General features: G+C 66.3%; 28 protein-coding genes and 1 pseudogene. 14 read left to right on the top strand and 15 right to left on the bottom strand.

Annotation, left to right across the window (positions count from 1 at the left end):
• Positions 1–3303, bottom strand: a 3303-nt coding sequence (locus KBZ14_RS14685; protein ID WP_255119091.1) for a hypothetical protein, incomplete at its 3' end; no start/stop codon positions are given.
• A gap of 706 nt (positions 3304–4009) precedes the next feature.
• On the opposite strand from KBZ14_RS14685, the gene KBZ14_RS14680 reads away from it, so the two are divergent.
• From KBZ14_RS14680 to cysS, 4 genes are all read left to right on the top strand, one after another.
• Positions 4010–4333, top strand: coding sequence for a hypothetical protein (locus KBZ14_RS14680; protein ID WP_255119090.1), 324 nt, complete (start codon positions 4010–4012; stop codon positions 4331–4333).
• Between the two features lie 40 nt (positions 4334–4373).
• Positions 4374–4733 (top strand): hypothetical protein, encoded by a 360-nt coding sequence (locus KBZ14_RS14675; protein WP_255119089.1) that lies wholly within the window; start codon positions 4374–4376, stop codon positions 4731–4733.
• On the top strand, positions 4724–4948 hold the full coding sequence (locus tag KBZ14_RS14670) for a hypothetical protein (RefSeq protein WP_255119088.1): 225 nt from the start codon (positions 4724–4726) through the stop codon (positions 4946–4948). Before KBZ14_RS14675 ends, KBZ14_RS14670 begins: the two co-directional genes overlap by 10 nt.
• Positions 4949–5267: 319 nt before the next feature.
• A complete protein-coding gene (gene cysS, locus KBZ14_RS14665) occupies positions 5268–6728 on the top strand; it encodes a cysteine--tRNA ligase (protein ID WP_255119087.1) in 1461 nt (486 codons plus the stop codon).
• A gap of 18 nt (positions 6729–6746) precedes the next feature.
• Here the strand turns inward: cysS and KBZ14_RS14660 are convergent, their stop codons facing one another.
• The gene (locus KBZ14_RS14660) at positions 6747–6971 is read right to left on the bottom strand and encodes a hypothetical protein (RefSeq protein ID WP_255119086.1); all 225 of its coding nucleotides are present in this window, start codon (positions 6969–6971) and stop codon (positions 6747–6749) included.
• Positions 6972–7150: 179 nt separating this feature from the next.
• On the opposite strand from KBZ14_RS14660, the gene KBZ14_RS14655 reads away from it, so the two are divergent.
• From KBZ14_RS14655 to KBZ14_RS14645, 3 genes are read left to right on the top strand one after another with little or no spacing between them, the layout of a single operon-like run.
• A complete protein-coding gene (locus KBZ14_RS14655; protein ID WP_255119085.1) occupies positions 7151–7903 on the top strand; it encodes a type II toxin-antitoxin system VapC family toxin in 753 nt (250 codons plus the stop codon).
• A gap of 31 nt (positions 7904–7934) precedes the next feature.
• Positions 7935–9185: a 1-deoxy-D-xylulose-5-phosphate reductoisomerase gene (locus KBZ14_RS14650; RefSeq protein ID WP_255119084.1), complete on the top strand. Its 1251-nt coding sequence runs from the start codon at positions 7935–7937 to the stop codon at positions 9183–9185.
• Entirely contained in the window at positions 9182–9583 is a 402-nt protein-coding gene (locus KBZ14_RS14645) for a (2Fe-2S) ferredoxin domain-containing protein (protein WP_255119083.1), read from the top strand. Before KBZ14_RS14650 ends, KBZ14_RS14645 begins: the two co-directional genes overlap by 4 nt.
• Here KBZ14_RS14645 and KBZ14_RS14640 read toward each other — a convergent pair.
• The 6 genes from KBZ14_RS14640 to KBZ14_RS14615 all read right to left on the bottom strand — a co-directional run bounded on the left by KBZ14_RS14640 (position 9516) and on the right by KBZ14_RS14615 (position 14368).
• The gene (locus tag KBZ14_RS14640; RefSeq protein WP_255119082.1) at positions 9516–10541 is read right to left on the bottom strand and encodes a YheT family hydrolase; all 1026 of its coding nucleotides are present in this window, start codon (positions 10539–10541) and stop codon (positions 9516–9518) included. The two genes, KBZ14_RS14645 and KBZ14_RS14640, sit on opposite strands and share 68 nt — an antisense overlap.
• Positions 10541–11983, bottom strand: coding sequence for an NAD(P)(+) transhydrogenase (Re/Si-specific) subunit beta (locus tag KBZ14_RS14635; RefSeq protein WP_255119081.1), 1443 nt, complete (start codon positions 11981–11983; stop codon positions 10541–10543). Before KBZ14_RS14635 ends, KBZ14_RS14640 begins: the two co-directional genes overlap by 1 nt.
• Positions 11983–12261 carry an NAD(P) transhydrogenase subunit alpha part 2 gene (locus KBZ14_RS14630; RefSeq protein ID WP_255119080.1) on the bottom strand — a complete coding sequence of 93 codons (279 nt, stop codon included), beginning with the start codon at positions 12259–12261 and terminating at the stop codon, positions 11983–11985. Before KBZ14_RS14630 ends, KBZ14_RS14635 begins: the two co-directional genes overlap by 1 nt.
• Entirely contained in the window at positions 12258–13412 is a 1155-nt protein-coding gene (locus tag KBZ14_RS14625) for an NAD(P) transhydrogenase subunit alpha (RefSeq protein ID WP_255119079.1), read from the bottom strand. The genes KBZ14_RS14630 and KBZ14_RS14625 overlap by 4 nt, the downstream gene beginning before the upstream one ends.
• 114 nt (positions 13413–13526) lie before the next feature.
• Positions 13527–14189 (bottom strand): SDR family oxidoreductase, encoded by a 663-nt coding sequence (locus KBZ14_RS14620; protein ID WP_255119078.1) that lies wholly within the window; start codon positions 14187–14189, stop codon positions 13527–13529.
• A 2-nt stretch (positions 14190–14191) separates the two neighbouring features.
• The gene (locus KBZ14_RS14615) at positions 14192–14368 is read right to left on the bottom strand and encodes a hypothetical protein (protein ID WP_255119077.1); all 177 of its coding nucleotides are present in this window, start codon (positions 14366–14368) and stop codon (positions 14192–14194) included.
• Between the two features lie 117 nt (positions 14369–14485).
• On the opposite strand from KBZ14_RS14615, the gene KBZ14_RS14610 reads away from it, so the two are divergent.
• The 3 genes from KBZ14_RS14610 to trxB all read left to right on the top strand — a co-directional run bounded on the left by KBZ14_RS14610 (position 14486) and on the right by trxB (position 17965).
• Positions 14486–15961 carry a DEAD/DEAH box helicase gene (locus tag KBZ14_RS14610; RefSeq protein WP_255119076.1) on the top strand — a complete coding sequence of 492 codons (1476 nt, stop codon included), beginning with the start codon at positions 14486–14488 and terminating at the stop codon, positions 15959–15961.
• Positions 15962–16055: 94 nt separating this feature from the next.
• Positions 16056–16301 (top strand): DUF8673 family protein, encoded by a 246-nt coding sequence (locus tag KBZ14_RS14605; RefSeq protein WP_255119075.1) that lies wholly within the window; start codon positions 16056–16058, stop codon positions 16299–16301.
• Positions 16302–16582: 281 nt separating this feature from the next.
• Positions 16583–17965 (top strand): thioredoxin-disulfide reductase, encoded by a 1383-nt coding sequence (gene trxB, locus KBZ14_RS14600; protein ID WP_255119074.1) that lies wholly within the window; start codon positions 16583–16585, stop codon positions 17963–17965.
• Positions 17966–18252: 287 nt separating this feature from the next.
• Here the strand turns inward: trxB and infA are convergent, their stop codons facing one another.
• Positions 18253–18522, bottom strand: a complete 270-nt coding sequence (gene infA, locus KBZ14_RS14595; protein ID WP_015108791.1) for a translation initiation factor IF-1 — start codon at positions 18520–18522, stop codon at positions 18253–18255.
• Between the two features lie 178 nt (positions 18523–18700).
• Between infA and KBZ14_RS14590 the strand changes: the two genes are divergently transcribed.
• A complete protein-coding gene (locus tag KBZ14_RS14590) occupies positions 18701–19411 on the top strand; it encodes a pseudouridine synthase (protein WP_255119073.1) in 711 nt (236 codons plus the stop codon).
• Between the two features lie 36 nt (positions 19412–19447).
• On the opposite strand, the gene KBZ14_RS14585 is transcribed toward KBZ14_RS14590, so the two are convergent.
• The 4 genes from KBZ14_RS14585 to KBZ14_RS14570 form a co-directional block, all read right to left on the bottom strand.
• A complete protein-coding gene (locus tag KBZ14_RS14585; RefSeq protein ID WP_255119072.1) occupies positions 19448–19663 on the bottom strand; it encodes a DUF8669 family protein in 216 nt (71 codons plus the stop codon).
• A 75-nt stretch (positions 19664–19738) separates the two neighbouring features.
• A complete protein-coding gene (locus KBZ14_RS14580; RefSeq protein ID WP_255119071.1) occupies positions 19739–20701 on the bottom strand; it encodes an NAD(P)H-binding protein in 963 nt (320 codons plus the stop codon).
• Positions 20702–20781: 80 nt separating this feature from the next.
• Positions 20782–20883 (bottom strand): cytochrome b6-f complex subunit PetM, encoded by a 102-nt coding sequence (gene petM / locus KBZ14_RS14575; RefSeq protein WP_255119070.1) that lies wholly within the window; start codon positions 20881–20883, stop codon positions 20782–20784.
• A 19-nt stretch (positions 20884–20902) separates the two neighbouring features.
• Positions 20903–22087 (bottom strand): N2,N2-dimethylguanosine tRNA methyltransferase, encoded by a 1185-nt coding sequence (locus KBZ14_RS14570; protein ID WP_255119069.1) that lies wholly within the window; start codon positions 22085–22087, stop codon positions 20903–20905.
• Here KBZ14_RS14570 and KBZ14_RS14565 point away from each other — a divergent pair.
• The gene (locus tag KBZ14_RS14565) at positions 22080–23036 is read left to right on the top strand and encodes an alpha/beta fold hydrolase (protein WP_255119068.1); all 957 of its coding nucleotides are present in this window, start codon (positions 22080–22082) and stop codon (positions 23034–23036) included. The two genes, KBZ14_RS14570 and KBZ14_RS14565, sit on opposite strands and share 8 nt — an antisense overlap.
• Before the next feature lie 35 nt (positions 23037–23071).
• Positions 23072–23602: an acetolactate synthase small subunit gene (gene ilvN, locus KBZ14_RS14560; RefSeq protein WP_255119067.1), complete on the top strand. Its 531-nt coding sequence runs from the start codon at positions 23072–23074 to the stop codon at positions 23600–23602.
• Positions 23603–23604: 2 nt separating this feature from the next.
• Here ilvN and KBZ14_RS14555 read toward each other — a convergent pair whose 3' ends face one another.
• Both KBZ14_RS14555 and KBZ14_RS14550 read right to left on the bottom strand, forming a co-directional pair.
• Positions 23605–24315, bottom strand: a complete 711-nt coding sequence (locus KBZ14_RS14555) for a peptidylprolyl isomerase (protein WP_255119066.1) — start codon at positions 24313–24315, stop codon at positions 23605–23607.
• A complete protein-coding gene (locus KBZ14_RS14550; RefSeq protein ID WP_255119065.1) occupies positions 24315–24902 on the bottom strand; it encodes a photosystem I assembly protein Ycf4 in 588 nt (195 codons plus the stop codon). Before KBZ14_RS14550 ends, KBZ14_RS14555 begins: the two co-directional genes overlap by 1 nt.
• Positions 24903–25103: 201 nt before the next feature.
• Here KBZ14_RS14550 and KBZ14_RS14545 point away from each other — a divergent pair.
• Positions 25104–25229, top strand: a pseudogene (locus KBZ14_RS14545) (photosystem II D2 protein (photosystem q(a) protein)); the annotation flags it as partial.

Below are 25229 nucleotides of genomic sequence, written 5' to 3'. Positions count from 1 at the left end.
TACTCCTGCAATATCCGTCGCTAGTTCTGTCTCGCTCTGGCCAATCGCAACAATCAGCGCATCCTTCGCGGTGGTCAGCGCAGTGCGCGTCAGAACATCACCGTCGATACCGGCTTGCTTGATACGGTCTTCTGCCTGGCCCAGCGCAGTAATTACTCCTGCAATATCCGTCGCTAGTTCTGTCTCGCTCTGGCCAATCGCAACAATCAGCGCATCCTTCGCGGTGGTCAGCGCAGTGCGCGTCAGAACATCACCGTCGATACCGGCTTGCTTGATACGGTCTTCTGCCTGGCCCAGCGCAGTAATTACTCCTGCAATATCCGTCGCTAGTTCTGTCTCGCTCTGGCCAATCGCAACAATCAGCGCATCCTTCGCGGTGGTCAGCGCAGTGCGCGTCAGAACATCACCGTCGATACCGGCTTGCTTGATACGGCCTTCTGCCTGGCCCAGCGCAGTAATCACTCCTGCAATCTGTGTGCTGATCTGACCGCCTAGTAAACCCACCAATTCGGCAAGATCTTCAATTTCAGCCCTCAATCCACCAATCACATCCTCAGCAGGAAGAAAATAAGGGCGATCTACCGGGAAAGCAGCAGAAGCAGGCCCCCAAGTAGGAGCTACTCCTGTAACCTTGCTAATCTGATCTGACAGAGAGAGATATGCAGCCGACTGATCGGCATTGAGGACAACTGTCTGGCCAGAAGCTTCAACAAACCTCAGGTTGATCGCACCACCATTTGGCAACGATGCCGTTTCGATATAATCGGCGATCGCGGCACCACGATCCCGGATCACAACCTGGCCAGAGCCATTAACTCCATCGATCTGAACCCAGCGATCGCCAAGCTGGCGAGCCGTGGCAGCGGTGAGTGTGAGAGCACCATCGGCAGGCAGAGCACTCGTAGCCACCTGGCTGGTAACGGCCAGGCCAACAACTCGATCGTCCAGCGTGCCGAAGCTGAGAGCTCGGATGATGTTGATCTCGGAATCACGAATCACCACGCCATCACCAGGATTGGCGTAGGCGGGCAGATTCCGGAACTGGGCCACGGTGAGCACCAGCTGATTGAGTGGCAAAGGCTGATTTTGTCCTGATGGAGCCGCAGTCTTAACCTGGATATCTTTCACCACATCCGGGATCTTCTTCTCCAACATCGCCGCGATATTGGCACTGCTATCCACCACTGCTACTGCGCCCTCAATGCGCCCGTCGAGGCGATCGAGCACAGCGGCCGTGATCACCGTTTCGCCTGCATCCGAACGGCTGCTGGCACCACCATCGGTGATCCGAAAGCTAAAGCTATCCAAGCCATTAAGCTTGGCAATGACATCACCAAACTGAGAAAATAGATCCTCAATCTCACGAGCCGTGCCGCTCACCACGAACTGCACATCAACAAAGGAATGCTCCGCAAGGATCGCGGGCAGCGATCCGGCATCCTTAGCCCCCTGCAGTTGCAGATATTGCTGAAAACTGAGCTCGGCCACACCAGTGGGGTCCGAACTGGAAATGGCAGCCAGCGCGCTGAGATCCACGCGGGTCCCCTCGGGTGCGGTGGCCGCCAACAACAACTCAGCAATCCGAGCGGGGGTATCCACCACGCTGAAGCGGCCCGGCGGCAGCACCGCACCGATCTCCAACAGGCTCTGATAGCCATCCACAGTGAGCGAAACCGCTGGCGCCTGAAGCAGCAACGGACGGCTGGGGCCAAGGGATTCCTTCAGCACCCGCAGACGGTCCAGATCGGCCAAGCTGAGCGGTTGATTGCCCGATTGCATCTCGAGCGACACCTCCACGCACTTGATCTGGCTCACCAGATTGGCCGTGCCAGCAGCATTGCTGCTGCCGGCCCAATAGCCATTGAGCACCCCCGTGGAACCAATCAGGCCTGAGTCGAGCAGTTCGCGCAAGCTGCCGCTCACAGCGAACGACACGTCAGTGGCGGCCAACAATCCGGCCGTTGTATCGAACGTGTTCACAGAGCTGGCCGTATCCAGCTCCTTCAGCCGCGCCACCGACACCTGCACAGGCTGGCGATCGGTGAGCTTGAGCTCCGCAATCGAGCCGAGCTGCTGTGTGGTGAGTTGGGGCAGGAGCAAACTGATATTCGCCGCTGAATCGCTCAGAATCAGGCGTGTGGCAGCCGAGGCTTCTGCCAGCCCGTTCACGGTGCCAGCACTCACGGTAAGCACCCCTTCAGCCGGCAGCGAGCGGAGCTCCTTGGCCGTCAGGGTCACATCGCCGGCGTTGATCAACAGGTATTTACCCGAGTTGCCAGCCGCTGATTCACCGCTCAGGGTGTAGTTGCCGAGCTGCTTACCAGCAGCAGACAATTGACGGATCAGATCCCCAGTGATCCTGAACCCATTCACCGTGATCTGCGTGGTGGACGTTGATCCAGCACTGGTGATGTAGTTGTTAAGGGTGGTCACACCCGTGGCTTGGGCCGAAACGTTAGCCTCAGTGATCACACCCACCCCAGCCGTGGGGTTGGTGGTTGTGAAAGCGCCACTGAGGATGCCACCTGAGCTCGCCGCAATGGGCAACGGCAGGGTGAGCAACTGCAGGGCACCGGCGTTATCGGTGGCCGCCAGTGGGGTACCGGCCGGACCCACCTGAATGTCGTTGGTGTCGGTAACGGTGATCAGCGCAGCGCTGGCATCACTCGTGCCCAGACCATTGCGCCGGGCAATCTCCTGGAATTCAGAGGCACTGAGGTTGACCTTGACCGTGCCATTCAGGTTGGACAGCTGCCTGATCGCTGACCAACCACCATCCGAGACGATGGTGGGAGTGGAACCCACCGTGTTTGAGAGAGAAAAACTGGTAGCGGCGCCGTTTTCCGGCGCATCAAACAGCGGGGAGGAGAGCGAGCTTGGGTCCTGCCGGTCCCCCTTGAACGCCGTGAGCTGGTAGGAGAGAGTCTGACCGGAGCCAGCGGTCTTCACGGCAGCCTGATCACCGGTTACCACCACCGACTCAGCCGTCACCACCAAGGCGTCGGTGAACCCCTTCAACCCGGGGTCGTTGACAAAACTGAAGCCGCTCGCCACCAGGGCGCTGTAAACCGGTGCCGACAGCGTGACGGCCGCTTCCCCGCCGGCCAGAGCGAATTGGAAGGGCAGATTCCGGAGGTTACTAGCGGTTCGTAGGGCGGCCGCACTGGCAACGCCAGCAATCCCCCCCTCAGCAAAGCCCGTGGGCGTGTCCACGACCAGGACTCTGTCAATACCGCGAGCGGTGACCACCTGGGCCAGGTTGGCCAGCTTTAAACCCTCGAGAGAAACGATCAGCTGGGCCATACCAGAACCGTGAAAAACTCAATGAGCCGACCTTATTAGGGAAGACCCCGAACTAGCCAGAGACAGGACACCAAAGTGGCCGAAGACGCATCAAATCCGTTAATTGAATACGCCGCACAGCAGGCATACCCGCAAGCCAGCAAATGATATGCATATTACGCATATTGCGTCAATCCCGATTGACAACGACCGTCGCGTAGCCAAAAATTGACTACAAGAATTGTGCTTCGCATTGCAGCCCTTTGCTGATCTCTTGATTTTCGATGCCGTTGAGGGGTTCAACAGCACTCTCAAGGCATCGGACCTGCTGGACATCCCGCAGAGCTCGATCTCTAGGCGCTACAGGCAATTCGCCGCCACCCTGAGGCTGCAGCTCTCACGCCAATCGGGCAGCTACCAAGTGGTTCAAGGGCAATGCGTTCTGCAACAGATGCGCCAGTTAGCGCAACGATTTCGTTTCCTCCATCAGCTGAACCGCTGGGCGGCGCACCCCTCCTTACAGGTGCTCCTAACCCAGCAATCAGGGCAGATGCCGGGCCAGCACCTCAACCTGCCCCAGGATCACTGGGAGGCCTGGCTGCAACGCCGCACGCTCGATCAGGTCCTTGATTGCCAGATGAATGCCCAGACAAAGATGAGCCTGGTGCTAGTGCTGGAACCAGCGAGCACAAACCAAAAGCTGGTGTCTCTGGGAGCCTGGGCCCAAGTGGGTGGACTGGCGGATGCCGTTCGTGCAGCCGGGTTAGAGCCTGCCCCTCCTCACCAAAACAGTGCTGCGATAGCCAGCCTCAAGCCCATCCCCAGACATCAAACATCCAACTCCGTTGCCCTGCAACAGCGAATTGTTGCGGAGCTGGGCCTGAGCTGGCGTTACGGGCCATCGATCCAGTCACTGGATCCACTGGCACAAACCCAGCTCCAACATTTTGAACGCCTGATGCAAGCAGCGCTTGGCTTCGAGCCATTGGCGCACCTCCGCGACAATCATGGCCTGCCAGATCTCGATCTCAGTGTGCTGTCGCTGGGCTGAGGCCAGGTACGATTCCACCTTCCTCTACCTGTTTGAGCCGGTGGAGCTCGAGCTGCTCTTTGGCCTGCTCAGGGAATGGATCCTGGTCCATATCGGTGATCAGAACAAAGATTTCAAGCAGCTGCTCTGTGATAGCAAAACCCTGCAGGAATCAGCCGCAAGGCTCGATGGTGCCGATGGTGCGACGCGCTTTGTCACCCAGGTGACGCTCCATGCCAGGGAGCTGAGCGTAGCGATCGCCCAGGCCTCCTTTGATCCCGGCGAATCCAACGAGCGCGCCGCACTCAAGTGCCTTCTCGGAACCCTCGAGCTGGAGGACGTACTGATCCAGACAGGCGCCCTCCACACCTCGCCCGCGTTTTTCAACTCGCCGCTGAGCAGAGCGCTAACTTGCTCCTGACGGTCAAAAACAACCAGCGCCGCCTGGTTCAGCAGATCGTCTCTCAGTTCCGCGGCCACCTGTTCATCACCACCCTGCGCACCAGCCCGCCAGCGCTGCTGCACCTGTTGCACTGCAATGGCTTTCGCTCAATTCGTGCTGGCCTGATGGCCGTGGCATACGACATCAGGCGCATGCTCGGCTGGGTTGGCATCAGACCAATGGAAACGGGTTGAATTGGCCTTCAGTTGGCCCTGCCTCTCTGCCCTACAGCTGACCTGTGGATTACTCAACTAGTGGTAATCGGGAGTATGCCGCAATCAACTGGCTTGTTGATTTTTCGAGGTGCCTTAAAGCACCTCTAAACCCTCGGAAGGGGAGCACGAACCCAAACCAGAGGGCCACGCCCCCCACCACCCCTCGCCGGTGAGAGCGGCTGTGACCCACACCAACCAAGGCTGGCTCACTGGCCCGAGCGATGGCTCCGAGCGTCTGCTCGCACACGGCAATCACGCAAGCGCTTACGTTGCCAGGCAGTGGCTCGCTTCCGCACCTGTGACCCTGCGCCTCACCAACACCCTCACCCGCCGCGTTGAGGAGTTCCAGCCTTTGGAGCCGGGCCAGGTGAGCATCTACTGCTGCGGCGTCACGGTGTACGACCTGTGCCATCTGGGCCATGCCCGCAGCTACATCGCCTGGGATGTGTTGCGCCGCTATCTGATGTGGAGCGGCTACCGGGTGACGTTCGTGCAGAACTACACCGACATCGACGACAAGATCCTGGGCCGCGCCGCCGCCGAGGGCAGCTCGATGGACGCGGTGAGCGAGCGCAACATCGAGGCCTTCGTGGCCGACATGGCACGCCTGAATATCTTGCCGGCGGATCGCATGCCCCGGGCCACCCGCAGCCTGGATGCCATCCGCCAGCTGATCGGCGAACTGAAGGCCAAGGGCGCCGCCTATTCCGCCGATGGCGATGTGTACTTCGCCGTGATGAAACACGCCGGCTACGGCAAGCTCTCTGGCCGTGATCTGGCGGAGCAACAGCAGAACGCCGATGGCCGCGTGGCCGATGCCGAAGAGGCCCGCAAGCAACACCCGTTCGACTTTGCCCTGTGGAAGGGCGCCAAACCCGGCGAGCCCAGCTTCCCCTCCCCCTGGGGCCCCGGCCGTCCCGGCTGGCACATCGAGTGCTCGGCGATGGTGCGCGAGGAACTGGGCGACACGATCGATATTCACCTGGGCGGGGCCGATCTGGTGTTCCCGCACCACGAGAACGAGATTGCCCAATCGGAGGCGGCCACCGGCCAGGAGCTGGCCCGCTACTGGCTGCACAACGGCATGGTGAATGTGGGCGGCCAGAAGATGAGCAAATCGCTCGGCAACTTCACCACCATCCGCGGCCTGCTGGATTCCGGCGTGTCGCCGATGACCCTGCGCCTGTTCACCCTGCAGGCCCACTACCGCAAACCGCTCGACTTCACCGCCGAAGCCCTCGAGGCCGCCGCCACCGGCTGGAAGGGCCTCAACGCCGCCCTCGGCCTGGTGGCCACCGCAAGCGCCACGGCCACCGCCACCCCAGCCGAGCGGCTTCAGCCGGAGCTCGCCGCAGCCCACGCGCGCTTTGCTGCCGCCATGGACGACGACCTCAACACCTCCGCCGCCCTGGCGGTGCTGTTCGAGCTGGCCAAACCCCTGCGCTCCCTCGCCAACCGCCTGGAGCGCGGTGATGCCGCCGCCGCTGTCGAGGCCACCAGCCCCGCCCTCGCCGCCCAGGGGCAGCTGCTGCTGGAACTGGCCGGCGTGCTCGGCCTGCAACCTGAAACGTTCGATGCCGCCCAGGCCGCCGAGGCGGGTCCCAGTGATGCCGAGATCCAGGCCCAGATCGCAGCCCGCCACGCCGCCAAGGCAGCCCGCAACTTCGCCGAAGCCGATGCCATCCGCGCTTCCCTCCAGGCCCAGGGCATCGAGCTGATCGACAAGCCCGGTGGCCTCACCGAATGGCTGCGGAGCTGAGCCGGGTGGGCTCTCGCGTCAATCGTCGCCGTCGGGGCTGGGCGCAGGGGCTTGCTGCCCCTGCATCATCTGCTCGATCTTGCGGATGCGCTGCAGGGTGGTGGTCCACACCTCGCGCCTGAAGCCGGGTTCGCACTGCTCCACCAGCGGCTCGAGCGCCTCGCCGCGCTCAAACGCCTCCCACAACTCCCGCTCGAGCTTGGCGCGCTCGATGAAATTCCAGCGCTGCAACCAGCCCGCCATGCACCCTCGATCTGCACTGGGCCCAGTGTGACCGGCCCACCGGCGGGGATGCCTTCGCTGACGCTCTCCAGAAATGGTGCACAGTGGTGCACCATTTCTGGACACAGCCGAAAACACACCTCCCAGCCCAGTCGAGACGGGGAACCCTCAAAGGCGAGGCCCCCATCCACAAGCCCGCCATGCCGTTGCCACTGCGTCGCCGCCAGCAGCAGGTGCTGCTGCGCCGTTGGAACCATTCCCTGGCGGTGCGGCTACTGGCTCGGCTGCTCAAAGCCACCCACTACCGCGAGGGCATGGAGCTGCAGCTGCAACTCCGCGACGACGGCAGCCTGCTGCTCAGCCCCCTGCATGGCTTCAACCGGCTGCAGTTCAGCCAGGAGCAAGCGCAGCGGTTCGAGCGCCAGGCCCGCAGCGCCCCCACCTGGCCGCTGCTCCGCTCCCTGGCACCCTCTGCAACAGCGCCCGTCCCCCCAGATCCCGGCCCCACCTATCTCGACACGGGGGTGGTGCTGCGCTTGATCTGCCATGAACCGGGCAGTAGCGCCCAGTTGCGCTGGTTCGGCATCGAACAGCGCCAGCTCGTGAGTGCCAACCTGCTCTGGATCGAGGCCACTGCAGCCCTGCAGATCAAGCCCCCCGAGGTACTCGCACTGGGAGCCAGCCATGCCTGGCTGGAACACCTCCTCGGGGGCGGCGGCGTGGAGCTGGTGCCCCTGCAGCCCGAAGGGGTGCGGGAGGCCGCCGCCCTGCTGGTCGATCTCCGGCTGCAGCTCCAGCACCCCAGCCAGGCCCAGCATCTAGCCGCAGCCCTGCGCAGCGGCTGTCACCGGCTGATCAGCGGGGATGCCGCGCTCTGCCAGGCCGCCAGCCACTGCGGCCTGATCGTGCATGCACCGGAGGATTGGCCACCGCGGCTGTCCCACCGCCGGTAAGTGGGAAACTGACCCCACTTGCTGCGGTGCCGTGAAAGCCCTCTCCGTGTTGGGATCCACCGGCTCAATCGGCACGCAAACCCTCGAGATCGTGGAGGAGTTCCCCGATCGCTTCAAGGTGGTGGCCCTCACGGCGGGCAACAACCTCGCGCTGCTGGTGGAGCAAATCTGCCGCCACGCGCCCGAGGTGGTGGCCCTGGCCAACGGCGAGCGCGTGGCCGAGTTGCAAGCCAGGCTCAACGCCCTTGAGCCCACAGCCCGGCCCGCCCGCCTGCCGGAACTGCTGGGGGGCAGCGATGGTCTCTGCGCCGCTGCCGCCTGGCCCACAGCCGATCTGGTGGTCACGGGCATCGTGGGCTGCGCCGGCCTGCTGCCCACCCTGGCCGCGATCAAAGCCGGCAAGGATCTGGCCCTGGCCAACAAGGAAACCCTGATCGCCGCCGGGCCCGTGGTGTTGCCCGAGCTGGCGACATCGGGCTCGCGGCTGCTGCCGGCCGATTCCGAGCACTCCGCCATCTTCCAGTGCCTGCAGGGCACCCCCTGGGCCGACACGGCCCGTCTGTCCACCGGCGTGCCCACCCCTGGCCTGCGCCGCATTCAACTCACCGCCTCCGGTGGTGCCTTCCGCGACTGGCCCGCAGCCGATCTGCACAAGGCCACAGTGGCCGATGCCACCAGCCACCCGAACTGGAGCATGGGCCGCAAGATCACGGTGGATTCGGCGAGCCTGATGAACAAGGGCCTGGAGGTGATCGAAGCCCACTACCTGTTCGGCCTCGACTACGACCACATCGAGATCGTGATCCACCCGCAATCGATCATCCACTCGATGGTGGAGCTGGCCGATTCCTCGGTGCTGGCCCAGTTGGGCTGGCCCGACATGAAGCTGCCGATCCTCTACTGCCTCAGCTGGCCCGAGCGGCTGGACACCCCCTGGCGCCGCCTCGATCTCACCGAGGTGGGGCAGCTCAGCTTCCGTGCCCCCGACCCGGCCAAATACCCCTGCATGCAGCTGGCCTACGCGGCCGGCCGCGCCGGCGGCACCATGCCGGCGGTGATGAACGCTGCCAACGAGCAGGCTGTGGCCCTCTTCCTCGAGGAACAGATCCACTTCCTCGATATTCCCCGCTTGATCGACGTGGTGTGTGATCGCCACCAGCCCGACCTCACCGCCGCCCCCTCTCTGGACGATGTACTGGCCGTGGACGCCTGGTCCCGTCAGGCGGTGCGTGAGGCTGCAGCCCGGCTGAGCGCCAAGGCCCCGGCGGCGCTGCCGGCGTGAGCCAGCCTGAGATTGCCCACCACCTGCTGCTCTGCGCCACCCCCGCCAAGGCGCTCTGCTGCCCCGATCCAGCCGTGGGGGCCGCCAGCTGGGACACCCTCAAGCGCCTGGTGCGGGAGTGGGGCCTGGAGGATCCTCAGCGCCCCGGGGGCATCGTGCTGCGCACCAAGGCCGACTGCCTGCGCATCTGCGCCGAGGGCCCGGTGCTGCTGGTGTGGCCCGAGGGCATCGTCTACGGCGGTGTCACCCCGGAGCGCCTCGAGCGCATCGTGCGGGAGCACGTGATCGGCGGACAGCCCATCCACTCCTGGATTTTGCAGCGACGGCCCTTCAAGGCCCTGGCACTGCAAGCGCAGGCAGCGGAACCCCCAGGAGCTGGCGGAACCAGCGGGCGGTGAGCCGGTCGCCCCAGTTGCCCTCGGGGCCATCGCACACGGCATGGAAGCCGTTGTGCCCTCCCCGTTCCGTGAGCAGCACCTGCAGGGATCCCTGTTCCGCCACCTGCTGGGCGGCGGCCACGGGCACCCACGGATCGTCCTTGGCGTGCACCAGCAATAGCGGCGGCAATGGCTCCGGCTGGTGCAGCAGCCGCTGCAGGGGGCTGGCAGCCGCGTAGTAGTGATCCACCGAGCTGTAACCCCAGCGGGGGGCGGTGATGGCGGCATCGAAGGCACGGATGGTGTGGGGGCCGCCGCCGGCCCTCAAGGCCTGCTCCTCGCCAGGATCGATCCCGAAGGGATCCGCCAGGGTTTGCGCCACCAGGCGTTTGAGCAGCCAGCGCTGGTAGATGCCGTTGCGGGGCCGCTCGATCTGCTGGGAACAGGCGGCCAGATCCAGCGGACTGCTGATACACACCAGCCCATCGAGGCCGCCCGGCTGCTCCAACACGGCATTGAGCAACATCGTGCCCCCCAGGGAAATGCCCATGCCGAGCAGCGGCCGCCCCGCCGCCAACCCGCGGGCATGGCGCAACACCGGCAAGAGATCGGGATTGCAGTTGGCCGCATAGGTGCCCGGGGCCAGGTGGCGGCCAGGGTCTGCCCCGCGCAGGTTCAAGCGCAACACGCCGAAGCCAGCCTGCTGCAGGGCCCAGCCCATGCGCCGCAGACCCTCGCGCTCACTCGAGCCGCCGAGCCCATGCAGCAACACCACCAGCCCCAGGGGCTGCTGCCCCCCCGTTGGACTGTCCTGCAGGGCCAGCAAACGATCGCGGCCACCCACAGGAATCTCCAGCGGCACGCCCGTATCGGGCGGCAAGGCCGCCGGCCGCAGGGTGTCGCGCAGGGTCTGGAGGTCGCCGTTCCACCAGGGGGCCCGGGGCCGGAACGGCGCCAAGCCCAACTGGTGAGGAAGCATCAGCGCCCGGCGGTCACCGGCACCTTACCCACACCGAGCGTGCGCAGTTCAGCGGTGAGCTGTTGCAGCACCGCCTTGGCATCGCCGAACACCATCGAGGTGTGGGGCAGCTCGAACAGGGCATTGCGGATGCCGGAATAGCCGGCCCCAAGGCTGCGTTTCACCACGAACACCGAGCGAGCCTGATCCACCTCCAGCACAGGCATGCCATAGAGCGGACTGCTGGGATCGGTCTTGGCGTGGGGGTTCACCACATCGTTGGCACCCAGCACGATCACCACATCGGTGCGGGGGAAATCGGGGTTGATGGCCTCCATCTCGATCAGCTGCTCATAGGGCACATCGGCCTCGGCCAACAGCACATTCATGTGGCCCGGCATCCGCCCGGCCACCGGGTGAATGGCATAGGCCACCTCGATGCCAGCGCTCTCCAGCAACCGGGCCAGCTCCTTGAGGCTGTGCTGCGCCTGGGCCACGGCCAGGCCGTAACCGGGCACGAACACCACCCGCTCCGCCGCCTCCAGGGTGAGGGCGCATTCCTCAGGGGAACAGGAGGTCACGCGGCTGTAGCTCTGGTCATCGCCAGCCGCCTGAGCCGCACCCCCGCCAGTGGTGGTGCTGGCCCCCAGGGCCCCGCCAAACAGCACGGAGGTGAGCGAGCGGTTCATGCCGGTGCACATCACCTGGGTGAGGATCAGGCCGGCGGCGCCCACCATGGCGCCCGCCACAATCAACAGCTGACTGCCCACCACAAACCCTGCCGAAGCGGCCGCCACGCCGGAATAGGAGTTGAGCAGGGAGATCACCACCGGCATGTCGGCACCGCCGATGGGCAGGGTGAGGCCGATGCCCAGCAGCAGCGAGGCCGTGGTAACGCCCGCCAGGGCCACCGGTGCGGCCAGCCAACCCATCGGCCAGGCCAGGCCGAAGGCCAGAGCCGCGGTCGCCAGGGCGATGTTCACGGCATGGCGAGCCGGGCGCTGGGTCCAGCCAGGGGTGGCCAGCCACTCCTGCAACTTGGCCATGGCCACCAGCGAACCGCTGAAGGTGATGGCCCCCACCAGCACAGACACCAACACCGACACCAGCTCAAGCCGGTTCAAGGCCGCCCGGCCGCCGGCCGCCGGCAGTGCCGCGGCCCCCAGGGCCACCAGCAGCGACGACATGCCACCGCAGCCATTGAACAGGGCCACCACTTCGGGCATGGAGGTCATCGGCACCCGATAGGCCACCAGGGCTCCTGCCCCGCCACCGGCCGCCAGGCCCAGCAGCATCCAGCTCCAGCCCGTGAGCCCCTGCTCCAGCAGCAGGCCCAACACTGCGAGCACCAGGGCCACCGCCGCCAGGCCGTTGGCCGTGCGGGCCGTGCGCACCTTCGAGAGGCCCTTGAGCCCCAGGGCCAGCAACAGCACGGCCCCCAGATCCAATGTGAGGTGCAGCATCAGCCGTTCCCCCGTTGGCGGAACATCGCCAGCATCCGGTCGGTCACCAAGAACCCTCCAACAACGTTGAACAGTGCAAAGCCCAGGGCCACGGCACCCACCAGCTGCAAGGCCGGGGTGGGGGCCTGGGCAATCAGGGCCAGGGCCGCCAGCAGCGTGATGCCGCTGATGGCATTGGCGCCACTCATCAAGGGGGTATGCAAGGTGGGGGGCACCTTGCCGATCAGCTCGAAGCCCAGGAGGCTTCCGAGCAACAGCACCCAGAGCGCTTCACTCATGCCACCACCTCCTGGCGGGCGGGCCGCAGGTCGTTGCGGCGGCACACACCCTGGTGGGTGATCAGGCAGGGATCCAGCAGCGGGTCCTCCGGATCGAGCTGCAGTTCACCGTCCTTCAGCAGCACCTCCAACAGGGCCGCCAGGTTGCGGGCATAGAGGGCACTGGCGTGTTGGGGCACCGAGGCCGGCAGGTTGGAGGCACCGATCAGACGCACGCCATCGAGCAGCACCTCCGCATCGGGCTCCGAGCCGGCGCAATTACCCCCCTGGGCCACCGCCAGATCCACCACCACCGCACCCGGGCGCAGCAGGGCCAGCATTTCGCGGGTCACGAGCACCGGCGCCGGCTTGCCGGGCACCTGGGCGGTGGTGATCACCACATCGGCCTCCTGCAGGTGCGGCGCCAGCAACTGGCGCTGGGCCTCCAGGAACACGGCTCCGGCCTCGCGGGCATAGCCGCCCACTTCGCCGGGGGCCTCCTCCAGCTGGGGCGGCTCGATGAAGCGCCCCCCGAGCGACTCCACCTGTTCCCGCGCCGCCGGGCGCACATCGCTCACCTTCACCATGGCGCCGAGGCGGCGGGCCGTGGCCACCGCCTGCAGGCCCGCCACACCGGCACCGAGCACCACCACCTTGGCGGGCTGCACGGTGCCGGCCGCCGTCATCAGCATCGGGAAGAAGCGATCCAGGGCCGCCGCCGCCAGGAGCACCGCCTTGTAGCCGGCGATGTTGGCCTGGGAGGAGAGGGCATCCATGGTCTGGGCGCGGCTGATGCGCGGCAGCAGCTCCAACGCCAGCGCTGAAACCTGCCGGCTCTCCAGCTGATCCATCAGGCCGCCATTGCGGAAGGGATCCAACAGCCCCAGCAGCAGGGCTCCAGGCTTGAGGGGCACCCCCGCCAGCTCCGGGGCCTGCACGGTGAGCAGCACATCAGCGGCGGCCCACAGCCCCTCCGCCTCGGTGCTCTCGCCATCGAACAGCTCAGCCCCCGCCTCGGCGAAGGCCGCATCGCTGTAGCCCGCGGCTTGGCCAGCGGTTCGCTCCAGCCACACGCTGCAGCCTCGGCTGCTGAGGCGTTTCACGGTTTCGGGGGTGGCCGCCACCCGGGTTTCTCCCGAGCGCCGTTCCCGAGGCACCAACACACGGATCAAGGGGCAGGCCTACCAGGCATTCCATTCCCATTGATTGGTCGGGAACACACCAACGGCAACGGAAACGCTGGCTTTGTCCGCACTCCGGAACAGAGCCCGCCTCCTGGGCAGCGCTCAGAGCAAGGCGGCCAGGCTTGAAGCCGGCCGCTCCAGGGGGCGATCCGAGCTGGTGATTTCCACAATCCGGCCGCTACTGGCCGGAGTTTCCAGGGCCTCCAGGCACACCCGCGCCACCAGACGGCGAGGAATGCTGCCCTCCTGCTGCTGATCAGCGGCGCTGTATGTCACCTGCTGGGCCGCCAGGTTGTCCTCGGCCTCCTTGAGGCCGCCAGGGCGGATCACAGTCCAATCCAGCCCGCTCTGCTCCAGCCACTGCTCACCCAGGCGCTTCCACACCAGAATCAAGCCGAACAGGTTGAGCGGGTGCAGCCACAGGCCGGCACAGAGCGAACTCACCAGCACCAGCCGCTTCACACCCACCGCCTGGCAGGCGCGGATCTGCTGGCGCACCCCGAAGGCATCAACCTTGAGCGGGGCAGCCAGATCAATGCTGGGCCGCGCGCCGGTGGCGATCACCAGGGCATCACAGCCCTGCAGCGCCTGCTGCAGGGCAGGGGCATCCGCCAGGCTGAGCCGCACCACCTCCGCCCCCGCCAGGCCCTCGGGCACCAGTGAGTCAGGACGCACGAGGGCGGTGACGCGATGGCCCCGGCCCAGGGCCTCCTGCACCACGCGCCAGCCGGTCTTGCCGGAGGCGCCGCTGACGGCCAGATGCATGCCTAAAACAGGGGCAGAAGCTCCTGTTCTAGGCAGTGGGCCTGGGGCGTTGAACCCTGATGGCGCAGATGGCGCGCCCGCAGGATCATCGGGTCAAGATCGCACTCGTGCGCCAGGGAGCGCTCAAAGCGCTGGCGCAACTCGTCGGGAGTGAGGGCGAAGGCAGAACGCTCGTCCATGGGCTGACGGGGCAGAACCCGAGAGCGGGGTGATGGCCGGAAGTTAGGGACGCTGCAGCCAATGCGAATAGGTAGAAGTACGCATCTTTTTTCGCCGCGGGCGAACAAAATGGCGCCATGCCAGCACCCTCCTTCAACCTGGGGAACACCAGGGCCCAAGCCACCACCCAGGCAGGGAGGCCTGCGCGTAGCCAAGCCGGGCCTGCCCTACAGCCCCGCCAGTGGCAGGTTCAGTTGATCCAGCTGCTGCGGCGCCGCCTGGAGCAGGGCAGCGGCGATGTGCTGATCAACGCCGGCCCCGGTGCCGGCAAAACCCTCGGCGCCCTCCTGGGATTCCAACGCCTGCACCAGCAGGGCCAGCTGCAACGCTTCCTGGTGTTCTGCCACCGCAGCTCCATTGCCAGCCAGTGGCTGCTGGCGGCCGAGCGGCTGGGGCTGGAGCTGCGGGAGTGGGAGGCCGGCCTGGATCTGGGGGCCCACGCCGGCCAGGGCCTGGTGATCACCTATCAAGCAGCCGGCCGCAACCTGGAGGCGCTGCAGCAGCAGCTGAGCACCGCCCCCTGGGGCCCCTGGCTCGCCATCGCCGACGAGGTGCACCACCTGGGCGTGGACCCAGAAGAACCCGAGGCCACCGCCTGGGGCCATGCCTTCAGCAGCCTCAGCCAGGGCGCCAGCCTGCGACTGGGCCTCACCGGAACGCCCTTCCGCGCCGACAACCTGGCCTTCTGCGCCGCCCGACGCGTGCAGGTGCGGGATGGCCAGGAGTGGGTGGAGCAGATCGCCCCCGACCTGAGCGTGGAGCCACGCCAGCTGATTGCGGCCGGGGATGTGCGCCCGCTGGAATTTCGCTTCCAGGACGGCTGGGTGGACCATGGCCGCGAGGGTGAGCGGGTGGAACAGGAGCGCTCACCGCTATCGCTGGAACAGCGCGAGAGCTGGCGGGCCCGCAACCTGCGCCGCGCCATCCGGCTCGGAGATGCCAGCAGCATCGCCCTGCGGCTCTTGCTGAATGCCCGCCGCCGCCTGGAGGCGGTGCGGCGCGAGCACCCGGAGGCGGGCGGCCTGGTGATCGCCCGCGATATTGCCCACGCCCGCCGCATCACCGGCCTGCTCGAGGAGGAGGGCGATCGGGTGCAGCTGGTGCACTCCCAGGACCCCGAGGCGGCCGAGCGCATGGAGGCCTTCAAGCGCGGCGAGGCCGACTGGCTGGTCAGCATCGACATGTGCGCCGAGGGCTTCGACGCACCCCGGCTGCGGGTGGTGGCCTACCTCACCACCGTGGTGACCCGCACCCGCTTCGTGCAGGCCATCACCCGAGCGGTGCGCATGGATGGCAGCCGCGCCCAGCAGGAAACGGTGCCGCGGCATCCCTCCTACGTGTTCGCCCCGGCCGATCCGCTGTTGATGCAGTACGCCCGCACCTGGTCGCTGAGCGAGCCCTACCTGATCCGCCCCCGCAACAGCGATGCCGAAAGCGAAGCTTCCAGTTCCGGCCGGGGCGCTTCGCTGCCCCTGCAGGCCTTGCAGGATGGCGCTGGCGAGGTGATCCGCATGAAGGGACCCCAGCTGCCGAACTTCCTGCTGCAGCGTTGATTACATCACAGTGCTGCAGAAAATGCGACGTTTAACGAATCAACCCCGCAAACCGCGCTAGTCGCGTCCAGCGTGGTGTCAACAAGCAGGACTCATGAAAGGTTCGATCCAGCGCCGGCTCACCGTCGCGATCAACTGGTCAGCAGCCCGCATCGCCAGCCTCGATGCGCGCGAGCGCTACGAGGACAGCTACGCACTCACCGAGGAGTTCCGAGAATGGATCCTCTGCGTGGACGAGCATCCCGACCTCATGGCGGAGCACGTGCTCATGGTCCCCAACGTCAGGAACCTGCCCCGCGAAGGCAAGAGCAACGAAACTGACGGACTCCTGGAAATCTAAAGCAATTCTTTAGAGACTTCGCCATCATTTTCGGATCAACAACGTCCGTATCGGCGGCGCGATCTAGGCCGGTTGCCAGGCCAACCTCTTCGAGGACCACAGAACCCATCAACGAGATTCGCGGAACTCTCCGCAAGTCTGTGGCCGGCCGAGCAACGGCACCGCGCATCCACCAGAGCCTTCCGGCAAGGAGCCAGCGTGATCGGCCCTGGCGATCCGTTAGCCCCCGCGACCACTCCGGCCGCTGCCTACACTCAAAACGAAGTGAGTCCGCTTTAGCCATGGCTGGTGAGCGCCCCGTCGTTGAGAACCTGGTGATCGTTGGCTCCGGCCCTGCCGGGTACACCGCTGCCATCTACGCCGCCCGCGCCAACCTCAGCCCGATCGTGATCACGGGCTTTCAAGACGGGGGCATTCCCGGCGGTCAGCTGATGACCACCACCCACGTGGAGAACTTCCCCGGCTTCCCCGACGGCATCCTTGGACCCGATCTGATGGATCGCCTCAAGGCCCAGGCCGTGCGCTGGGGCACACGCCTGATCGAGGCCGACGCCGACAGCCTGGATCTCTCCCAGCGCCCCTTCCGCATCACTGCCGACGGTCAAACCATCCTGGCCAACGCGGTGATCCTGGCCACCGGTGCCAGCGCCAATCGGCTCGGTCTGCCCAGCGAGGGAACGTTCTGGAACGCCGGCATCAGTGCCTGCGCGATCTGCGATGGCGCCACCCCCCAGTTCCGCGATGTAGAGCTGGCGGTGGTGGGCGGCGGCGACTCCGCTTGTGAAGAAGCCGTGTATCTCACCAAGTACGGCAGCCGCGTGCACCTGATCGTGCGGGGCGAGCAACTGCGAGCCAGCAAGGCCATGGCGGATCGGGTGCTGGCCAATCCCGCCATCACCGTGCACTGGAACCGCCAGGTGGCCAATTGCTCCGGCAACGGCTGGATGGAAGCCATCACCCTGCGGGACTCCTGCAGCGGTGCCACGGAGGAACTCGCCGTGCGTGGCCTCTTCTATGCCATCGGCCACACCCCCAACACCCGCTTGGTGAAGGGCCAACTGGAGGTGGACAGCCACGGCTACCTGATCACCCAACCCGGTCGCCCCGAAACCAGCGTGGAGGGCGTGTACGCCGCCGGCGATGTGGCCGATGCCGAATGGCGCCAAGGCATCACCGCCGCCGGCAGTGGCTGCCAAGCGGCCCTGGCCGCCGAGCGCTGGCTCACCCACCACAACCTGGCCGTCACCGTGAGCCACGATCCGGTGGAGCCCGCCGAGGTGGGCGAAACCCAGCGCACCGCCGAGAGCGACGCCGACAACTTCGACCCCAACGCCCTCTGGCAAAAGGGCGGCTATGCCCTGCGCAAGCTTTATCACGACAGCGACAAGCCCCTGCTGGTGGTGTACACCTCCCCCACCTGCGGCCCGTGCCACGTGCTGAAGCCGCAGCTGAAGCGGGTGCTCGACGAACTGGGCGGAGCGGCTCAGGGGGTGGAGATCAACATCGACGCCGATCGCGACATCGCCGAACAGGCCGGCGTGACCGGCACACCCACCGTGCAGCTGTTCTTCCAGAAGGAGCTGAAACAGGCCTTCCGCGGCGTAAAACAACGCAGCGAATTCAAGGCCGCGATCGAGCAGCTGCTTCCCAGCCCAGTGGGGTAACCCCAAACGCCAACGCACCCCGCGGGTTTCTGGTCTGGTTCCGGTTTCAGGCTCCCGTTTCAGGCTTCAGCGGGAGCCCGCTCCATTTGGGGCCTGTCCAGGAATGGTGCACCACGGTGCACCATTCCTGGACACAGCGAAAACAAAACTGCCAAGCCAGCCACCCAAATCAAACCGCCGAATAGAAACCGGGGCGAATCGGGTGAAAACCATCGAGCGGACATCTGGAGCGAGAAACACTTCTCCCACAGCCACCGGCTGCAAAGCAGCTGCGCAACCCGGTGGGCTCAGCGGCGGCGCGGGCCGCCGGGGCGGTTGCCACCCGGACGCGGACCGGTGGCTCCGGCGTTGCGCTCCCGGTAGGTGATCCGGCCGCGGGTCAGGTCGTAGGGGCTGATTTCAACCAGCACCTTGTCGCCGGCCAGCAGCTTGATGCGGAATTTGGTGAGCTTGCCGGCTGCCCGGCAGAGGCATTGGTGGCCTGCGGGCTGCTCGAGGGTGACCAGGTAAAACCCGTTGCCCTGCTCCTTCTCGATGACGCCGGAGGTCTCAATCATGCGCTGCTGCCAGCCAAAAACCGAACTGCTGCCAACAGCTTAGTGGCCGCCATCCACAGGCACCGCCGCTAGGGTCAGCCGCAATGCCCCGCCTGGCCTGCGCCGCTCCACCGATGTCCCTTCCCCCCCTGTCGATGGATCTGGGCCTGTTGCTGATCTCCATTGGGGTGGTGAACCTTTGGAAAGCCCGGCAAGCCTCCTGACCACACTGCTCTTCTACAAGCCCTACGGGGTGCTGAGCCAGTTCACACCCGAGCCAGGCAGCCGCTGGGACTGCCTGGCCACGTTCATCACCATCCCTGGGGTGTATGCCGCCGGCCGGCTGGATGCCGACAGCGAAGGGTTGTTGCTGCTCACCGCTCAGGGCCGGCTGCAGCAGCGCCTCACCGATCCCGCCTGGGGCCACTGGCGTCGCTATTGGGTACAGGTGGAGGGGCTGCCCACGGCCGCAGCCCTCCAGCAACTGCAGAACGGCGTGCTGATCCAGGGCCAAGCCACGCTGCCCGCGAGGGTGCGCCAGCTCAGTCCAGACGAAGTGGAGGCCGCCCAACTGGCGGAACGGGATCCCCCCATTCGCCATCGCCTCAACGTGCCCACCAGCTGGCTGGAGCTGGAGCTTCGCGAAGGCCGCAACCGCCAGGTGCGGCGAATGACGGCAGCCGTGGGCTTTCCCACCCTGCGGCTCTTGCGGGTGGCCATGGACCTGATGGACGGCCAACCACCGCTCAGCCTCGAAGGCCTGATCCCAGGGCAATGGCGCAGCGTCAGTGCAGCGGAAGCCCAGCGGCTGAGCAACCTGCTGCGCCCTCAGGCGCCGGGGCCGCGCTCCCCAGGCCGGGGCGGCCGAGCCGGCGGCGGGAAATCCGGACGCGCCGGCGCCGGTGGGTAGGGCGGCTTGGCCAGGGGCGCCGCGCAACCTGAACCCTCAGCCGAGCACGTCCTTGAGCTCACGCACGGCCTGCAGCTGGCCGTAGTAGTAGTTGGCGCGGGCACGGCGGTCAGGGTCTTCGAGGCTATCCAAGGCATCAAAACCAAGGCTCTGCCACAGCTCATGGCCGCAAGCCCGGTTGATCTCCTCCATGGCCTCCTGCTCCAGGTTGCCCAGACGGCGCTGGAGATTCTTCACCTGGGCAACGGACATGACAGGGGTTCAGCGACGGGACTTGTCTAAAAGTACAGACGCACTAGCACCAAGACCACGAGGCTGCCTTGGCAATCAGAAGGGCAGCTTCTTCTTGGCTTCCTTATCGAGATCCGATTCCATCTCCCGCAGACGGCGCAGGATCGTGTCGTAGTACTCCTGCAGATAGTCCTCGAGCCGGGTGGTTTCGGCAGGATCGAGGCCGAAGGCCGCGTAGCTCTCCTCCATGGGAGCCGAGAGGGTCATGCCTCCACCGGTCACCTTGTCGAAGGCGAGGCGCTCCGCCACATTCACGCCGGGCTCAAAGAAGGAGGCAACGCCCCGCATCAGCCGGATCAGGAAGGGCCGCACCCGGAACACCCGGGCCGTCTTGCCGCTGTACTTCTCACACAGCTGGGTGATTTCCCCGGTGTTCCAGGCTTTCGGGCCCACCACCGGCAGGGCCTTGCGGGTCGTATCGGGGTGATCCAAGGCCGCCACCGCGAAACGGGCTACGTCCTGGGTGTTCATGTAGGCGATCGGTGTGGGGGTGCCGCTCACCCACACCGTCTGGCTTTCCAGCACGGGAATCGCGAACTGGCTAATCACCCCCTGCATGAAGGCCACACAGCGCAGGATCGTGTAGTCCAAGTCGGACTGAGTCAAGAGCTGCTCGGTGCAGTACTTGATGTCCATCAAGGGAACATCCCGATGCTTCTCGGCATCGAGCAATGACACGAACACAAACCGCTTCACGCCGGCCCGCTCGCAGGCATTCAACAGATTGAGCTTGCCGGTCCAATCGGTCTCGTAAACGCTGCCGCCCTCGGTGGCCCGGGTGGTAGCCGCATCAATCACGGCATCCTGGCCCTCGAGGGCATAGTCCAGGCTGTCGGGCTCGAGCAGATCACCACGGGTGAGTTCGCAGCCCCACTCCTGCAGGAACGCAGCCTTGCGGGGCGAGCGCACCATGCATCGCACCTGATGACCGGCATCCAGGGCCCGCTTGGCGATCTGCCGGCCAAGGGTTCCTGTTGCACCGATCACCAGCACTTGCATCTGACCCCTTCAGCGAGGTCAGAGCCTAGAGGTGAGCCCGCCACCAACGCGGGGGAGGCAGGGCCGTGCAGCGGCAGCGCTCAGCTATCGCCTTCGAGCTTCAGCAGCACCATGCCGCCCACAAGGCCCACAGGAATCAGGATCCAGAAGATGGCTGCGATGCCGAAGATTTCCGAGGCCATGCCCATGTGCCGTAACGGCTTACCTATTTAGCGCGCCGCTGGCGGCCGCCGAGGCCTCAGGCCCTGAGCTGACACGGGCTGCCACCTCCAGGATCCGCGGCCAGGGGGCATCGCTGCGGAACTGGCCCGCCATCACGCCCGAGACCGACGCCGCCCATCCCTCCGCCCACAGCTGCTCCACCAGCCGCCCACAGGCCGGCGGCCCCCCGCCCAACCGACGCGCCAGATCAGCCGTGGGCCAGCAACGGGCCGGTAGGCCCGGATCGCGCAGCAGCGTGTCGAGCAGACGCCTGGAGGCCTTGGCCAGGCTGAGTTCAGCGGCGGCTGCCATCGCCTCCAGGGTTGGGGGATGCTGCAACGGCCCCAGCCAGAGGGGGCCAGAGATGGTGAGCGCCGGCCTCTGGCCGGGGGTGCAGCAACAGGACGGCCACTGGCGCAGTTGCAGGAGGCTCTGGGTTTGCTGGTCACCGCAGCCATGGCAATAGGCCAGCAGGCCCAGCTGGCGTTCCTCCTGGGCCGCGGGCTTGCGCAGAAGTTCGATGGCCGTGCGGAAGGTGCGGCCCTCGCTGAAGCTGAACAGGGGGCGGATGCCGCGCCCCAGCGCCCAGGCGGCACGGGCCACCACGGCGATCTGCAGCCGCAGGGCCAGCTCCCAGCTGGCGGGATGGGCCCTGGCGGCCGCGCCTAGGGAGCGGATGGCGCCGCTGCGGTCGTGGCCGGTGGGGGAGCGGCCGTCCGTGCTGGCCACATAGAGCACCCCACCGAAGCGCAGGGCCTCCAAGGCCAGGGGCACCAGGGTGGTGGGGCAGCCGAAGGCATCGAGATCCAGCAGGTCGAAGCGCTCCTCGCGGATCAGGCACTGGGCCAGGAGTTTTTGGGCCGTGAGCGCCGTGGTGCGCAGACCTGCCACCCCCGCCAGGTTGCGCTGCAGTAGGGGCAGGCGATCCGGGTCCGCGTCGTTGGCCCACACCGCCGCGGCGCCGGCCTCCCGGGCATAGCGCTGGCTGCGGATGCCGCAACCCGCCATCAGATCCAGCACCCGCAGGGGCGCCTGGACCGCCAGCACCCGTGCCAGGGCCACCCCCAGATCCCGCGAAGGGCGGGATTCCGGCCGAAAGAAGCCCTCCCCCAGCTCCAGCTCTGCGGAGGCTTCGCAATAGTGAAGGAACCCAGCCTGTGCCGTCTTGTCCTCCGCGATGGCCATCAACCCCACCCAGCCTGCCCTGCGCGGCAGCCACTGGGGTGAACACGGGGCCTGGGCCTGGCGGGGCCATGTGTGCCATTGGCGTGTACTGGGCAACCGCGCCCACCCCGCCCTGGTGCTGATCCATGGCTTCGGGGCCGCCAGCGGCCACTGGCGCCACAACGCCGCCGAACTGGCCGCCGCCGGCTGGTGCGTGTATGCCATCGACCTGCTGGGCTTCGGCGACTCCAGCCAGCCAGGCCACCACCGCCACCGGCACCTGGATAACCGGCTCTGGGCCCGCCAGTTGCAGGGATTTCTGGAGGAGGTGGTGCAGGCCCCGGCGGTGCTGGTGGGCAACTCCCTCGGCAGCCTGGTGGCCCTCACCTGCGCGGTGTTCTTTCCCCGCTGGGTGGACGGGGTAGTGGCGGCGCCCCTGCCAGATCCCAGCCTGCTGATGCCCGTGGCCCAGCGCCGGGGCCGCTGGCGCCGCACCCTCAAGCGCCATGGGGTGGTGGCGCTCTGCCGGCTGCTGCCGCTGGAACTCCTGGTACCCCTGATTGCCTTCACCCCCCTTCTGGATCTGGGGCTGCGCAGCGCCTACACCACGCCAGAGGCAGTGGACCGTGAATTGCGGCGGCTGGTGGCCCGCCCCGCCCTGCGCCCCCGGGCTGCCCACTCCCTGCGGGCCATGAGCATCGCCATGGCCCTGCGCCCCCGGGCCGCCACTGCTGCACCGCTACTGGAACGCATGCAGCAACCCCTGCTGGTGCTGTGGGGCAGTGACGATCGCCTGGTGCCACCCCAGGTGCGCCATCGCCTGCCCGCCCACAAGCCGGATCTGGAGATGGAGGTGCTGGCCGGCCTGGGGCACTGCCTGCACGACGAGCAACCCGAGCAGTTCAACAGCCGCCTGCTGGCCTGGCTGCACCAGCGCAGGCCAGCCCAATCCGGGCAAGCCGGCACGTAATTTGGGTGGACAGTTCGGCCACAGCAACCCTGGGAATGAAACACACCCTCTCGGTGCTGGTGGAAGACGAATCGGGAGCCCTGAGCCGCATCTCCGGCCTATTCGCCCGCCGCGGTTTCAACATTGAGAGCCTGGCGGTGGGACCAGCGGAGAAGCGCGGGGTATCGCGCCTCACGATGGTGGTGGAGGGCGACGATCGCACCCTCCAGCAGATGAGCAAACAGCTCAACAAGCTGGTGAACGTGCTGGGCGTGATCGACCTCACCAAGATTCCCGCCGTGGAGCGGGAACTGATGCTGCTGAAGGTGTCGGCACCGCCCGAGAACCGGGCGGCGATTCTGGATTTGGTGCAGGTGTTCCGCGCCAAGGTGGTGGACGTGGCCGACCAGGCCCTGACCATCGAAGTGGTGGGCGACCCCGGCAAGCTCGTAGCTCTCGAGCAGGTGCTCGAGAGCTACGGCATCCTCGAAATTGCCCGCACCGGGCGCATCTCCCTGGAGCGGGCCTCGGGGGTGAACACCGCCTATCTGAAGGTCACCAGCCTCGACAAGCGAGTGCCGGCCTGAGGTCAGTTCTTCACCAGGGTGCCACCCTCCACGAGGGTGGCCTTCACCAGCCGGTCTCCCTGGTTGATCTTGTCCACCACCTCCATGCCCTGGGTTACGCGGCCGAACACTGCATAGCGGCCATCCAGTTCTGGCAGGGCCTTGAGGGCGATATAGAACTGGGAGCTGGCGGAATTGGGGTCTGCCGATCGGGCCATGGCCAGGGCACCGCGCTCGTGCTGCAACTTCAACTTGCTCTGTTGGCCAGGGCCAGCGGTAATTTCGCCGTAGCGCGGCTGCGCCTCACCCTGGAGGAACAGCTCGAGAGGAATCAAGCGGGGCTGGCCGGTGGCCGGGTCGATGAAGCTGCCAGTGCCGAGCTGGTCCACGGGCACCTTGGGATCGGCGCCCTGGGGGTCACCGCCCTGCACCACAAAGGGAATGGGATCGCGCACCACGCGGTGGAACACGGTGCCGTTGTAGGCGCCACGGCGCACCAGATCCACGAAATTGCCGGCCGTTAGGGGGGCTGCATCCCCATCAAGACTGAGCTGCACCACGCCCTTGCTGGTGGTGAGCTCGACCACAGCCTTGCCCTTCAGGCAGGGCACGCCACTGGTGCCGCAGCCGAGGTCAGCGCTGGGCCCCTGGGCGGCACAGGCCACCGGGCCAATCGGACTGAGCAACAAAGCCAAGGCCAGCAGTAGGGGCCGGATACGACGAACCAGCGCCATCACACGCCCTCCAGGGGCACGCCCAGGAAACGCGCCAGCTCGGCGCCGCCCTGCTCGAGCTCGGCCAGGGGCATCGGCTCACCCACCCGGGTGAGGGGCAGGTCGCGACGACCCTGCACCCGCAGGGCCAGGCGCCGACGGGGATTGAGGCCATCGCGCACATCCACCTTCACGGCCTGGATGTCCTTGAGGGAGGTTTCCACGCTGATCAGTTGGCGAAAGCCACGGCGGGTCACTGTGAGCTGACCGGCCTGCTTATCGAAGCGGTTGGCACCGGCACCCACATCCAGGGAAATCACGGTCCACAAATAGGCAGAGAGGGCCATGGCGGCCAGGCCGTAAAGGCCCATCACCAGGCCCTGGGGCACCCACAACAGAGCCGCGGGGTGACCGATCGGCAGCAGATCACGGCCGAGATAACTGGAGGCACTGGTGAGCAGGAAGCCCAGGCCACCGGTGCTCACCACCGCAGCCACCAGCACGTTGGAGAGCCGGCGGGAGCCCAGCACCGGCTGCTCCAGCACCAGGGCGCTGGCGCCCGAACCGGGGGAACTCTTGGCCGCCTTGGCGGGGGATGCCGATGCCATGAAAGGCGGTAAACCGTTGGGCCCGCCATCTTCGCGCGGCCGCCAGCGCCCTGGCGAGAGGCCTGAGCACATATACCCAAAACGCAATGGTGACGGGCCGTGTCAGCCCGCCGAAACCCGCCTCGCAGTGCAGGTGAACGTTGTTACCATCGCCCGGTAACCCACAGCTCGCGGGCTTCCCGCACCGCTCATTTCCCACCCATGACGATCGCTGTAGGGCGCGCGCCGCAGCGGGGATGGTTCGACGTCCTCGATGACTGGCTCAAGCGCGACCGCTTCGTTTTTGTTGGGTGGTCGGGTCTGCTCCTGTTCCCCACCGCCTATCTG

Origin of the sequence: Synechococcus sp. HJ21-Hayes (genome assembly GCF_024345835.1) — a bacterium.
In the GTDB taxonomy this organism is placed as follows: Bacteria; Cyanobacteriota; Cyanobacteriia; order PCC-6307; family Cyanobiaceae; genus Vulcanococcus.
Note: the sequence above shows the minus strand (reverse complement) of the source record. Positions and strands in the feature narration are given on the sequence as shown.